At 72.7% G+C, this 11,989-nt stretch carries 12 protein-coding genes, 2 tRNA genes and 1 other RNA gene; 7 read left to right on the forward strand and 8 right to left on the reverse strand.

The features are described from left to right. Window positions 1-18 precede the first annotated feature (18 nt). The gene (locus tag EQG70_RS07810) at window positions 19-306 is read right to left on the reverse strand and encodes a hypothetical protein (protein ID WP_109267990.1); all 288 of its coding nucleotides are present in this window, start codon (window positions 304-306) and stop codon (window positions 19-21) included. Between the two features lie 218 nt (window positions 307-524). On the opposite strand from EQG70_RS07810, the gene gndA reads away from it, so the two are divergent. Continuing rightward, window positions 525-1,982 carry an NADP-dependent phosphogluconate dehydrogenase gene (gene gndA, locus EQG70_RS07815; RefSeq protein WP_031283136.1) on the forward strand — a complete coding sequence of 486 codons (1,458 nt, stop codon included), beginning with the start codon at window positions 525-527 and terminating at the stop codon, window positions 1,980-1,982. Between the two features lie 76 nt (window positions 1,983-2,058). On the opposite strand, the gene epsC is transcribed toward gndA, so the two are convergent. The 3 genes from epsC to msrA form a co-directional block, all read right to left on the reverse strand. Continuing rightward, window positions 2,059-2,643: a serine O-acetyltransferase EpsC gene (gene epsC, locus EQG70_RS07820; RefSeq protein WP_109222445.1), complete on the reverse strand. Its 585-nt coding sequence runs from the start codon at window positions 2,641-2,643 to the stop codon at window positions 2,059-2,061. A gap of 158 nt (window positions 2,644-2,801) precedes the next feature. Next, window positions 2,802-3,737 (reverse strand): cysteine synthase A, encoded by a 936-nt coding sequence (cysK, locus tag EQG70_RS07825; protein WP_017833731.1) that lies wholly within the window; start codon window positions 3,735-3,737, stop codon window positions 2,802-2,804. Between the two features lie 137 nt (window positions 3,738-3,874). Further along, window positions 3,875-4,474, reverse strand: coding sequence for a peptide-methionine (S)-S-oxide reductase MsrA (msrA, locus tag EQG70_RS07830; RefSeq protein WP_244296677.1), 600 nt, complete (start codon window positions 4,472-4,474; stop codon window positions 3,875-3,877). A gap of 104 nt (window positions 4,475-4,578) precedes the next feature. Here msrA and EQG70_RS07835 point away from each other — a divergent pair, with 104 nt between their 5' ends. Continuing rightward, a complete protein-coding gene (locus EQG70_RS07835) occupies window positions 4,579-5,538 on the forward strand; it encodes a Nif3-like dinuclear metal center hexameric protein (RefSeq protein ID WP_095650533.1) in 960 nt (319 codons plus the stop codon). Then, complete coding sequence (locus tag EQG70_RS07840; RefSeq protein WP_095650532.1) at window positions 5,535-6,269, forward strand: zinc ribbon domain-containing protein; 735 nt, start codon at window positions 5,535-5,537, stop codon at window positions 6,267-6,269. Before EQG70_RS07835 ends, EQG70_RS07840 begins: the two co-directional genes overlap by 4 nt. 46 nt (window positions 6,270-6,315) lie before the next feature. On the opposite strand, the gene rnpB is transcribed toward EQG70_RS07840, so the two are convergent. Beyond that, window positions 6,316-6,709, reverse strand: an RNA gene (rnpB, locus tag EQG70_RS07845) — RNase P RNA component class A. A gap of 69 nt (window positions 6,710-6,778) precedes the next feature. Here rnpB and EQG70_RS07850 point away from each other — a divergent pair. Then, complete coding sequence (locus EQG70_RS07850; RefSeq protein ID WP_167508867.1) at window positions 6,779-7,552, forward strand: YaaA family protein; 774 nt, start codon at window positions 6,779-6,781, stop codon at window positions 7,550-7,552. A gap of 31 nt (window positions 7,553-7,583) precedes the next feature. On the opposite strand, the gene def is transcribed toward EQG70_RS07850, so the two are convergent. The 3 genes from def to orn all read right to left on the reverse strand — a co-directional run bounded on the left by def (window position 7,584) and on the right by orn (window position 9,033). Further along, window positions 7,584-8,156, reverse strand: coding sequence for a peptide deformylase (gene def, locus EQG70_RS07855; RefSeq protein WP_035929883.1), 573 nt, complete (start codon window positions 8,154-8,156; stop codon window positions 7,584-7,586). A gap of 98 nt (window positions 8,157-8,254) precedes the next feature. Then, a tRNA-His gene (locus EQG70_RS07860) sits at window positions 8,255-8,328 on the reverse strand. 129 nt (window positions 8,329-8,457) lie between these two features. Further along, window positions 8,458-9,033: an oligoribonuclease gene (orn, locus tag EQG70_RS07865; RefSeq protein ID WP_035929971.1), complete on the reverse strand. Its 576-nt coding sequence runs from the start codon at window positions 9,031-9,033 to the stop codon at window positions 8,458-8,460. A gap of 198 nt (window positions 9,034-9,231) precedes the next feature. Between orn and mptB the strand changes: the two genes are divergently transcribed. The 3 genes from mptB to EQG70_RS07880 all read left to right on the forward strand — a co-directional run bounded on the left by mptB (window position 9,232) and on the right by EQG70_RS07880 (window position 11,903). Further along, window positions 9,232-10,803, forward strand: coding sequence for a polyprenol phosphomannose-dependent alpha 1,6 mannosyltransferase MptB (gene mptB, locus EQG70_RS07870; protein ID WP_306460800.1), 1,572 nt, complete (start codon window positions 9,232-9,234; stop codon window positions 10,801-10,803). Between the two features lie 69 nt (window positions 10,804-10,872). Next, a tRNA-Arg gene (locus EQG70_RS07875) sits at window positions 10,873-10,945 on the forward strand. 727 nt (window positions 10,946-11,672) lie between these two features. Beyond that, window positions 11,673-11,903, forward strand: a complete 231-nt coding sequence (locus tag EQG70_RS07880) for a hypothetical protein (RefSeq protein WP_017834571.1) — start codon at window positions 11,673-11,675, stop codon at window positions 11,901-11,903. Window positions 11,904-11,989 lie beyond the last annotated feature (86 nt).

Genomic DNA, 11,989 nt, shown 5'->3' on the forward strand with positions numbered 1-11,989 from the left:
AGCCGGTGCGGAGCACGACTAGCGGAAGTACACCTGCTTGGACCCGGCCCGGGTGCACAGGACCACGATGCTCCCCGTGCTGTCGGCCTTCCGGGCCTTCTTCACGTAGGAGGAGGCCTTGCCCCCGCACAGCTGGGCCGCCTTCTCGCTGGCCCGGGCGATCGTCGCCTCGTTGAGCACCTCCTTGGCGCCCACGACCACGTCGACCTTGCCGTCGGCGGCCGCCGCGGCAGGTGCGAACCCGGCGCCCGACCACAGGGCGGCGCAGGCCGCGGCCCCGATCATCGTCCTCTTCCACGCGTCCATGCCAAGCCCCCCGGCTCTCGTGCTCCACCACCAATGTAGGAGCCCCGGCGGGGGGATTGGCGATTGTGACGCAGGTTCTTCCGCGGACTTCTCCGCCGGGCCTCCGGTCCGGACTCCGCCCCGGCCCCCGCCTCGGCGATCGCGCCGTGACCCCGGCGGGCCGCGGCAACAAGTGCGCACCGGACGGAGCGCCCTCCCGGAGTTTGTAGGCTGGGGGCATGGCAGCAGAACAGAAAGCTCAGATCGGGGTCACCGGCCTCGCGGTCATGGGCGCGAACCTCGCCCGCAACTTCGCCCGGCACGGTTACACCGTCGCCCTCCACAACCGCTCCGTCGAGAAGACCGACGCCCTGCTCGACGCCCACGGCGACGAGGGGACGTTCATCCGCACGGAGACCCTCCAGGAACTCGTGGACGCCCTCGAGACCCCCCGCCGCATCCTCGTGATGGTCAAGGCCGGCGCCCCCGTGGACGCCGTCATCGAGCAGCTCGTGCCGCTGCTCGAGAAGGACGACATCATCATCGACGGCGGCAACTCCTACTTCCAGGACACCCGGCGCCGCGAGCGCGAGCTCGCCGAGAAGGGCCTGGACTTCGTGGGCATCGGCGTCTCGGGCGGTGAGGAGGGCGCCCTGCTCGGGCCCTCCATCATGCCCGGCGGACCCCGCAAGTCCTACGACTCCCTCGGCCCCCTCCTCGAGGACATCGCGGCCAAGGCGGAGGACGGCACGCCGTGCTGCGCCTGGATCGACACGGACGGCGCCGGCCACTTCGTGAAGATGGTGCACAACGGCATCGAGTACGCCGACATGCAGGTCATCGGCGAGGCGCACGAGCTGCTGCGCTCCGTCGCCGGGCTCGAGCCGGCCGAGCAGGCCGACGTCTTCGAGCAGTGGAACCGCACCGAGCTGGCCTCCTACCTCATCGAGATCACCGCGCACGTGCTGCGCCAGGTCGACGCCCGCACGGACCAGCCCCTCATCGACGTGATCGTGGACGCCGCGGGGCAGAAGGGCACCGGCCGCTGGACCGTCCAGGAGGCCCTCGAGCTCGGCTCCCCGGTCACCGCGATCGCCGAGTCCGTCTTCGCCCGGGCGCTGTCCTCCGCCGAGCCGGAGATGCGCCTCGAGGCGCAGCGCGTGCTGCCCGCCGGCATCGGCGGCACCACCGAGGACGTCGTGCACGACCCCGAGTTCGTGGAGGACGTGCGCAAGGCCCTCTACGCCTCGAAGCTGGTCAGCTACGCCCAGGGACTCGACATGCTCACCATGGCCGGCCGGGAGTACGGCTGGGACCTGGACCTCGCGACCATCGCGGGCCTGTGGCGGGAGGGCTGCATCATCCGGGCGGAGCTGCTCGAGGTCATCATGGAGGCGTACAAGGGGGACAAGCAGCCGCTGAACCTGCTCTTCGCCCCGGAGTTCGTCGCCGCCGTCGAGGAGGCCCTGCCGTCCTGGCGTCGCGTCGTGGCCCGGGCCGTGGAGCGCGGCATCCCCGCGCCGGTGTTCGCCACCACGCTGAACTACTACGACTCGCTGCGCCGGCCCCGGCTCAACGCGGCCCTGACGCAGGGGCTGCGCGACTTCTTCGGCGCCCACACCTACCGGCGCACCGACGACGCCGAGGGCACCTACCACACCCTGTGGAGCGGGGACCGCTCCGAGGTCGTCTCCTGACCGGGACCCCGCACGACGACGCCGGCCGGCCGTCCCCGTCCCGGGGGCGGCCGGCCGGCGTCGCAGCGGGGCAGGGTCAGATCCACATCGCGGGGTCGATGTAGCTGGAGGGGTCCACGAGGGGCTGCTGCTTCTCGGGGGTGCGCGGGCGGACCTTGCCGGGGATCCCGGTCACGATCGAGTCCTCCGGCACGTCCTTGACCACCACGGCGTTGGCGCCCACGGCGGAGTCGGCGCCGATCTCCACGGGGCCCAGGATCTTCGCCCCGGCGCCGATCACCACGCGGTCGCCCACGGTGGGGTGCCGCTTGACCTTCTCCAGGGAGCGCCCGCCCAGGGTCACCCCGTGGTAGATCATCACGTCCTCGCCGATCTCCGCGGTCTCCCCGATGACCACGCCCATGCCGTGGTCGATGAAGAAGCGGCGCCCGATGGTCGCCCCCGGGTGGATCTCGACGCCCGTGAGGAAGCGGCCGAGCTGGGAGACCGTGCGGGCCAGCAGCCGCCGGTCGGGGTGCTGCCACAGCCGGTGGGACAGGCGGTGGACCCAGATGGCGTGCAGACCCGAGTAGTTGAGGGCGATCTCCACCCTGGACCGCGCGGCCGGGTCGTGCGTCCGGGCCGTCTGCAGGTCCTCGGCGAGTCTGCTCCAAATACTCACGGTCTTCCTCTGTTCTTCCGGGGGCGGGGGTCCTGGCCCGCCGGGACCGGCGGGACGTGCTGGGGCGCGGACGGGAACGACCCGCCCACCACCGGGAGCAACGTCACCGGCAGGCGGCGCTATTCCCGGCGGGGACGGGTCGTGGTCAGCGGCGCGGCTCAGCCCCGGATGTCCTCGTAGAGCAGGGTGGAGATGTAGCGCTCGCCGAAGTCGCACACGATGGCGACGATCAGCTTGTCCCGGTTCTCCTCCTTGGCCGCCTCCTGGAGGGCGGCCCACACGATGGCGCCCGAGGAGATCCCGCCGAGGATGCCCTCCTTGGTGCCGAGCTCGCGGGCGACCCGCACGGAGTCCTCGACCGTCACGTCGTAGACGTCGTCGTAGATCTCGCGGTCCAGGATGTCGGGGATGAAGTTCGCGCCGAGGCCCTGGATCTTGTGCGGACCGGCCTTGCCCTCGGTGAGCAGGGGGGAGTCGGCGGGCTCGACGACGACGAGGCGCACGTCCGGCTTCTGCTCGCGCAGGTAGCGGCCCGCGCCCGTGATGGTGCCTCCGGTGCCCACGCCGGAGATGAACACGTCGACCTGGCCGTCGGTGTCCTCCCAGATCTCCGGGCCCGTGGTCGCGTAGTGGATGGCCGGGTTGGCCTCGTTGGCGAACTGGCTGGCGAGGACCGCGTTGTCGGTGGTGTCGACGATCTCCTGGGCCTTCTCGACGGCGCCGCGCATGCCCTCCGCACCCGGGGTGAGCACGATCTGGGCGCCGTAGGCGCGGAGCATGACCCGGCGCTCCGTGGACATGGTCTCCGGCATGGTCAGGATGACCTTGTAGCCGCGGGCGGCGCCGACCATGGCCAGCGCGATGCCGGTGTTCCCGGAGGTGCCCTCGACGATCGTGCCGCCCGGCTTCAGCTGGCCGGACTTCTCGGCGGCGTCGATGATGGCCACGCCGATCCGGTCCTTGACGGAGTTCGCCGGGTTGTAGAACTCCAGCTTCACGGCGACGTTGCCGGGCAGGCCCTCGTCGAGCCGGTTGAGGTGGACGAGCGGGGTGCGGCCCACGATCTCGGTGACGTCGTTGTAGATCTTCGGCATGTGCGTACCTCGGTTTCTGCGTGGTCGGTTCTCTGTCGGATCTGGGTGCTGCTCGGGTCGTGCTGCGGCCGCCGGCGCTCTGGGGGGCCCGCGGCGGCGCGGTCCTAGCTCAGCCTAGCCACGCGCCGCAAGCGCTACTACGCGGTAAGCCACGCGGAGTAACGTTTTCGGACCTTCGCCAGCTTGGGGTTGATGATCACCTGGCAGTAGCCGTTCCAGGGCTGCGCGGCGTAGAAGTCCTGGTGCTCGGGCTCCGCCTCCCAGAACGGGCCCAGCGGCTCCAGCGTCGTGACGATCGGCTGGTCCCACGCCGGCTGCGTCCGGCGGATCGACTGCTCGAACAGCTCCCGCTGGGCCTCGTCGGCCCAGAACATGGCGGACCGGTACTGGGTGCCCACGTCGTAGCCCTGCCGGTTGAGGGTGGTCGGGTCGTGACCGGTGAAGAACAGGTCCAGGACCACGTCCGCCGGCACCACCGACGGGTCGAAGGTCACGGCGACCGCCTCCGCGTGGCCGGTCGTGCCCGTGCACACCGCGTAGTAGTCGGCGCGCCCGGGGTCGCCGCCGGTGTAGCCGGAGACCACGGAGGTGACGCCCCGGGTGATCCGGTAGACCGCGTCGAGGCACCAGAAGCACCCGCCCGCGAGCACGAACGTCTCGGTCGCGGCGGGCTCCGCCGCAGCGGGGCGGGGATCGGGGGCGGGGCGTGCGTCGTCGTCGTGCGCGGAGTAGGCCATGACCCGTACAACACCGCACGGCCCGCATCATTCCCGCACCCGCCCCGGGCGTCTCCGCGCCCGCCTCGGCGGCCGGCGCGGAACGGGCTCCTAGACTGGGGCGCATGAGCGAGCAGAGCACGTCCCCGCCCCGGCCCGCCCCCACCCTGTCGGAGGTGCTCGAGACCGTCGAGCAGCTGTGGCCGATGCACCTGCAGGAGCCCTGGGACGCCAGCGGGCTCGTCACCGGCCGCCCCGACCAGCCCGTGCGCCGGATCCTGTTCGCCGTGGACCCCGTGGCCGGGGTCGTCGCCGAGGCCGTGTCCACCGGCGCCGACCTGCTGGTCACCCACCACCCCCTGCTCCTGCGCGGCGTGACGTCCGTGGCCGCCGACGGCTTCAAGGGCGCCGTGGTGCACGAGCTCATCGAGCACCGGTGCGCCCTGCTCGCCTGCCACACCAACGCGGACTCCGCCCCGGACGGCGTCTCGGACGCCGTGGCACGGGCCGCCGGCCTCACGACGACGACGCCCCTCGCGCCGCACCCCGCCGACCCGGCCGTGGGCATCGGGCGCGTCGGGGACCTGGCGCGGCCCGTGCGCCTGCGGGAGCTGGCCCGGCGCCTGGCCGACGCCGTGCCGCCCACCGCCCACGGGGTCCGGGTGGCCGGGGACCCCGACGCCCTCGTCCGGCGTGTGGCCGTGTGCGGGGGAGCCGGGGACTCGCTCTTCGACGCGGTGCGGTCCTCCGGGGCCGACGTCTACGTGACCGCGGACCTGCGCCACCACCCGGCGTCCGAGGCGCGCGAGGCCGCACTGGGCCCCGGCGCCGGCGGCACCCCGTACCTCGTGGACCTCTCCCACTTCGCGAGCGAGTGGCTGTGGCTGCCCGTGGGCGCCGCCGCGCTGCGGGAGGCGCTCGCGGCGCGCGGCCACGACGTCCAGGTCGACGTCTCCGAGCGGTGCTCCGACCCGTGGGACTTCCGCCTCGACCACCCCGGCCACGACGGGTCCGACCCCGTCCGGTCCGGCCACGACCGTTCCGCCCCCGACCCCGCCGCACCGACCGCAGGAGGACCCGCATGAGCACCGCCACGCCCGAGCAGCAACGAGCCCTGCTGGAGCTCGAGCGGGTGGACGCCCGGCTGCGCCGGATCGCCGCCCGGATCGCGGAGCTGCAGACCGACCCCGAGGTCGCCGCCGCGCTGCAGCTCCGGGCCCGGGCGATCGCCACCGCCAAGGAGCTCGGGGCCGCCGAGCAGGACGTCCGGGACCGGCTGGCCGCCGCCGAGCAGAAGGTCGCCCGTGTCCAGGCCTCGATCGAGAAGGACCGCCGGCGCCTCGAGCAGGGCGGCTCCGCCAAGGACCTCATGGGCCTGCAGCACGAGATCGACACCCGCACCCGGCAGCTGGCAGAGGCGGAGGAGGCGGAGCTGGAGGTCATGCAGGAGCTCGAGGACGCCGTGGCGCACCGGGCCCGGATCACGCCGCGGCTCAAGGAGGCCGACACGGAGGCCCGGCGCCGGGTCGAGGCCCGGGACGCGGAGGGCCGCGCTCTGACGGCCGAGCGGGACGAGCTGGCCCGCACGCGCCCCGCCGCCGCGGAGGGCGTGGGGCACCCCGGGCTGCTCGCACGGTACGAGAAGATCCGGACCGGGCGCGGCACCGACCGTCCGGCGGCCGCGGAGCTGCGGGGCACCGCGTGCGGGTCCTGCGGCACGGCGCTCAGCCCCACGGACGCCGCGACGTTCCGGGCTGCGGCCCCGGACGAGGTGCTCACGTGCCCCGAGTGCGGGGTTCTGCTCGTCCGCTCCTGAGGTTTCACGGTGCCGCTCGAGCCCGGAGCGCGCGGTGCGGGGGCGGGGGACAGGCCGGCCTGTAAGCCGGGTTCTGTGCGCACGGCCGGTCGCCCGTGCCGTGCCGGTGACCATCCATCTAGGCCCACCGTTGCCGGTGGGCTCGAGCGGCCTACCCGGGTGCTCGGGCGAGCAGCCCTCGGGTGCACCCTGTCTGGCCTTGCTCCGGATGGGGTTTACCGAGCCGCGCCGGTCACCCGGCGCGCTGGTGGTCTCTTACACCACCTTTTCACCCTGACCCGCCGCCCGGACGGACCGGGGACGGGCGGTCTGTTCTCTGTGGCACTTTCCTGCGGGTCTCCCCGAGTGGGCGTTGCCCACCATCCTGCTCTGCGGAGCCCGGACTTTCCTCGCGCCGCGACAGCCGGAGCTGCGCGGCCCGCGGTCACCCGGCCGACCTGTCCGAGGCCCATCCTACCCGCCGGTCCGGGGCGCCCGGACCGGCCCGCGGAGTCACTAGACTGCTGCGAGTGCTGATCCTCCTCCCGCCCTCCGAGACCAAGACCGCCCCCGGCGCCGGCGCCCCCGTGGACCCCGCCGTCCTGTCCTTCCCCGAGCTCACGGCCGCCCGGGAGCAGGTGCTCGCCGAGCTGGCCGCGACGAGCGCCCGCGAGGACGCGCTCGAGGTGCTGGGCGTGGGGGAGCGGCTGCGCGGCGAGGTCGAGCGCAACACCCGGCTGGGCGCCGAGCCGGCCGCACCGGCCCTGAGCGTCTACACCGGGGTGCTCTACGACGCCCTCGACCCGGCCGGGATGACCGGGGCGCAGCGGGCCGCCGCGGCGGCCTCCCTCGTCGTCGTCTCGGCGCTGTGGGGCGCGGTGCGCCCCGACGACCGGATCCCGGCCTACCGCCTGTCCATGGGTGCCGAGCTGCCGGGGCTCGGCAGGCTCGCGGCGCACTGGAAGCACCACCTGCCCGCGGTGCTGGAGTCGGCGGCCGGGGACGGGCTCGTCGTGGACTGCCGGTCGGCCGCCTACGCGGCGGCGTGGCGCGGTCCCCGGGCCCGGACGGTGGGGGTGAAGGTGGTGCGGGAGCGGAGCGGGAGGCGCCAGGTCGTCTCGCACATGGCCAAGCACACCCGCGGCCTGCTGGCCCGGCACCTCGTCGAGCGCGCCGCCTCCGGCGAACGCCTGGAGACGCCGCTGGACCTGCTCTCGGCGGCGCAGGAGCGCTGGCGGGCCGAGCTGACGGAGCCCACGGCTCGGTCGGCGGGCGAGCTCGTCGTCGTGCTGACGGAGGACTGAGCGGGCGCGCCGGGGCCGGTGCGCGGACGGATCAGTGGCCGAACGGGTCCTCGTCGACGCCAGGGGTCCAGGTGTGGCCGCCGCGGCCCCAGCCCTCGGCCTTGACCGCCTTCCGGGCCTTGCGGGACCACTTGTCGTTGAGCCGGTCCACGTAGAGCTTGCCGTCCAGGTGGTCGTACTCGTGCTGCATGACGCGGGCGAACCACCCGGTGGCCTCGAAGTCGACCGGACGGCCCTCCACGTCGAAGCCGGCGACCCGGACCCAGTCCGCCCGCTTCAGCGGCCAGCTGTAGCCGGGCACGGACAGGCAGCCCTCGGACTCCTCGTCCGGGTCCGGCGCCTCCTGGGATATCTTCCCCGGCGTCAGCACGGGGTTGACGAGGACGCCGCGCGGCGCCACGTCGTCGTCGTTCTGGAACGTGTAGGTGAAGATCCGCAGCCCCACGCCGATCTGCGGGGCGGCGAGCCCCACGCCGTGGGCGGCGTCCATGGTCTCGTACATGTCCGCCACGAGGGCGTGCAGGTCCTCGTCGAACTGCGCCACCTTGGCGGCGGGGCGGTGGAGGACGGGATCGCCGGTGATCACCACGGGACGGACGGCCATGACGCACTTCCTTCGACTTGCCGGGGCCTGCGCCCCTTCGAACCGGTTCGGGAACGACGAAAGGCCGCCCCGAGTCAACGGGACGGCCTTTCACAGTGGGTGAGCGACGGGGGTTGAACCCGCGACCTCCTGGACCACAACCAGGCGCTCTGCCGAACTGAGCTACGCCCACCATGAACGCCCGCCGGAAGACCTGCTTCCGCTGGGCAACGCATACGAGTGTACCGCATTCCCGGAGGGCTCCGGACCACGCCGGGACCCCCGCCCGTCCGGGCCGGGGTCCCGGCGCCGGACGGGGGACTCAGGCGCCCGTGCGGGACGCGGCGATCTCCGCGGCGATGCCCTTCGCGGTCACCGAGTCCGGCCCCGGCTCGGCGGCGAACACGGCGCGGCGGTAGTACCGCAGCTCGTCGATCGAGTCCCGGATGTCGCCCAGGGCCCGGTGGTTGCCGGTCTTCGGCGGGGCCTGGAAGTAGGCGCGCGGGAACCACCGGCGGGAGAGCTCCTTGATGGTGGAGACGTCGATCACGCGGTAGTGCAGGTGCGCCACGAGCTCCGGCATGTCGCGCACCAGGAACGTGCGGTCCGTGCCCACCGAGTTCCCGCCCAGCGGGGCCTTGCCGGGCTCGGGCACCCACTCCTTGATGTAGGCGAGGACCTGCTCCTGCGCCTGCTCCATCGTCAGACCGGAGGGGAGCTCGTCGAGCAGCTTGGAGGAGGTGTGCATGTTCCGCACGAAGTCCCCCATCTGCGCCAGCGCCGCCTCGTCCGGGCGGATCACGACGTCGACGCCCTCCCCGAGGACGTTGAGCTCGTCGTCGGTGACGAGCGCCGCGACCTCGATCAGGGCGTCGTCCTCGATGGACAGCCCCGTCATCTCGCAGTCGATCCACACAATGCGTCCGTTCGAATTAGCCACCCGGACAATCTACCGTGCCGCCCCGACGCCGCCGGTCGCCGCCGGGACCGGTCGGGGACTCCCCGAGGAGCCGGGGATAGGATCGGGGCGACCACGGGTCCGTGCTGCGCCCAGCCGGGGCGCCCGCAGCCACCGGACGGGCGCATCGGGAGAGCAGTGCAGACCACTTCGACGACGCCGGCGCCGGGCGAGGGACCCGACGGCGTCCGGCCGCCGGCGGATCCCGGGAGCTCGTGGTACGACTCCGACTCGCTCCTGCGGACGGTGCTCATGGGCACGCTCGGCTCGCTCATGCTCCTGGTCGGCTCCCTGGGCGTCGGCTGGCTCGCCTCCGTCTCCCCGCTGCGGCAGGCGCCGGTCATCATCGGCATGCGCTTCACGACTACCGGGGTGATCGTCTCCATCCTCCTGCTCGCCGTGGGCGGGATGCTCCTGATCCGTGAGTGGCTGCGCCTGGGGCAGAAGCTCAACACGTGGGGACCCGGCAGCGGCCGGTGGGTGCTCATCGCCATCGCGGCGTGGGCCGCCCCCATGCTCGTCACGATCCCCCTGTTCAGCCGGGACGTGTACTCCTACATCGGCCAGGGCCGGGTGATGGCCAGCGGGCTGAACCCCTACGAGCACGGCGTCTCCACGATCGACAACTTCTTCCAGCTCGGGGCCGACCAGATGTGGTCGGAGTCCCCGCCGCCCTACGGGCCGCTCTTCCTGTGGCTCGAGCAGTTCGTGGTGGCCGTCACCGGCGCGGACCCGGACGCCGGGGTGCTCTGGTTCCGGGGGATGTGCGTGCTCGCCGTGATCGCCTGCATGTGGCTGGTCCCGCGGCTCGCGCGGCTGCACGGCATCAACCCGGCCCGGGCCCTGTGGCTCAGCGTGGCGAACCCCCTGTTCCTCACGAACTTCATCGTCTCCGTGCACAACGACGCCATCATGATCGCCCTCGCCCTCGGCGGCACCTACGCCGCCGCGGTGCACCGCAACTGGAAGGGCGGTCTGCTCGGGACCACGCTCGTCACGCTGTCCGTGGCGATCAAGCCCATCACCCTCGTCTTCCTGCCCTTCATCGGCCTGCTGTGGGCGGGCCGGAACGCGTCGTGGACCCGCCGCTTCGTCATCTGGTTCCTGGTCCTCGTCTACGCGGTCGCCCTGCTCGGGCTGATGGGTCTGCTCAACGGCTTCGGCTTCGGCTGGGTCTCCGCCATGTCCACCCCCGGCTCCGTGTCCATCTGGTACGCCCCGGTGGGTCTCGCCGGCGTGCTCGCCACCACCCTGGCCGCGGCCGTGGGCGCCGACGCGGGCCAGTGGCGGGAGGTGGTCCACACGGCGGGCCAGGCCCTCGCGGTGCCCGTCATCCTCTGGCTGATGTTCGTGGGCCGGGACGAGCGGATCATCCGCCGGCTGACCTGGGCGTTCGCCGCGATCGTGCTGTTCTCCCCGATGATCCAGGCCTGGTACGTGGTGTGGCTCATCCCGCTGTTCGCGGTCACGGGCATCCGCAGCGACTGGCAGGTCGACATCCTGTTCTTCCTCACCGTCTTCTTCATGATCTACGCGGTCTCCGACCAGCTGGACGTCTTCCCGTACCTGGACCTCGACCTCAGCTCCGGCCGGCTGATCGCGGCGGTCGTCGCCCTCTCCTACGGCGTGTACCTGTGGTTCATCGACCCGGCGACCCGGCGGCTCTTCCGCGGCCGCTACCAGCCCCCGGTGCAGAGCGCCGTGATCTGAGGAGCCGGTGTGGCCCCCGCGAGTTGATAAACTCGACCGCGGTGCCCGGGACGCGGTCCCGGGCGGCACGCCCCAGTAGCTCAGTGGATAGAGCAGGAGCCTTCTAATCTCTTGGTCGGGGGTTCGACTCCCTCCTGGGGCACACTCGCGATCCCCGCCATTCCGGCCCTCATGGCTCAGGGTGGCGGGGATCTCGTCGTCTCCGACGCCAGATCCGACGGCAGATCCGACGGCACGTCGTGCTGCGGTGCCCGGCGGGATCTCTCCGGTGGCGAGACGCACGGCCCTTGCGGGCAGGGCCGGCGGACCGGATGAGCGTGCCGGCGCCCGTTCGGTGGACCGGTACCTCCGAGCGGAGCGGAGGCGGGGTAGGCTGTGCGGTGGGCACGCAGATCTCGCCGTCTGTGTGTCCGCGGCTCGCTCGGTCTTACTGGACCGGGCGGGCCATCTTTCGTCGGTGGCGGAGCCGGCAGGTGCTGAGCGGCGTCCCGGCAGGCGCCCGGAGCCGGAGCACTTTCCCGCCACACCCCGGACGACCGGCCCACCTGCGGCCCTCGGCGGGCACGGCCCGGCCGTCCCCTCCCAGGCAGTCCTGCCGGTGCCTCTCCCCGAGCTACAACCCGCTCTGGATTGTTTGCGGTCGCGAAAGTGTGGACAAGCACCACCCTGTGAATTCGCATACGTTAAGTAGCACATCGAGGGGTGCAGTGTTCCGGCCACCTGAGCTCCGCGCCAGGACGGACGAGGAGCCGGAGCAGCACCTCCGCGACGACCCCGGCGGCAGCCCGCCGGGACGGCCGCAGTTCCCGGACGGGGTGCCCGGGGCGGCCGCGGACCACGCGTCCGGATCCGATTCAGGGGGAGGAACCATGAGCGTCACCATCATCAGGCAGTGGACCGGCCGGGGGGCCCGTTACTACCACTACGACACGGTGGAGGAGGCCACGGAGGACACCCGTGACTTCATCGTCCGCAACGTCGGCCCGGACATCGATCCGCAGCAGCTGGAGGCGATCACCCGGGGCGTCGTCGCGCTGCACTGCATGCACCTCGACTTCCGGGAGGACTGCATCGTGGTCGAGCCGGGGCACGCCGCCTAGTCGAACGGACCGCACGGGGGCCGGCGGCGAACCGGGCACGGCGCCGCTGCGCCGTGCCCGGGAGACTGCGGGGGTCGTCGCACGCG

This window comes from Kocuria rosea (assembly GCF_006094695.1).
In the GTDB taxonomy this organism is placed as follows: Bacteria; Actinomycetota; Actinomycetes; order Actinomycetales; family Micrococcaceae; genus Kocuria; species Kocuria rosea.

What these genes read in the sequence shown, in the direction of transcription:
- EQG70_RS07810 (WP_109267990.1), bottom strand. Translation starts at nt 306, where the DNA reads ATGGACGCGTGGAAGAGGACGATGATCGGGGCCGCGGCCTGCGCCGCC.
- orn (WP_035929971.1), bottom strand. Translation starts at nt 9,033, where the DNA reads ATGACGGGGCTGTCCATCGAGGACGACGCCCTGATCGAGGTCGCGGCG.
- def (WP_035929883.1), bottom strand. Translation starts at nt 8,156, where the DNA reads ATGGCCGTCCGTCCCGTGGTGATCACCGGCGATCCCGTCCTCCACCGC.
- EQG70_RS07840 (WP_095650532.1), top strand. Translation starts at nt 5,535, where the DNA reads ATGAGCACCGCCACGCCCGAGCAGCAACGAGCCCTGCTGGAGCTCGAG.
- gndA (WP_031283136.1), top strand. Translation starts at nt 525, where the DNA reads ATGGCAGCAGAACAGAAAGCTCAGATCGGGGTCACCGGCCTCGCGGTC.
- cysK (WP_017833731.1), bottom strand. Translation starts at nt 3,737, where the DNA reads ATGCCGAAGATCTACAACGACGTCACCGAGATCGTGGGCCGCACCCCG.
- EQG70_RS07880 (WP_017834571.1), top strand. Translation starts at nt 11,673, where the DNA reads ATGAGCGTCACCATCATCAGGCAGTGGACCGGCCGGGGGGCCCGTTAC.
- EQG70_RS07835 (WP_095650533.1), top strand. Translation starts at nt 4,579, where the DNA reads ATGAGCGAGCAGAGCACGTCCCCGCCCCGGCCCGCCCCCACCCTGTCG.
- msrA (WP_244296677.1), bottom strand. Translation starts at nt 4,474, where the DNA reads ATGGCCTACTCCGCGCACGACGACGACGCACGCCCCGCCCCCGATCCC.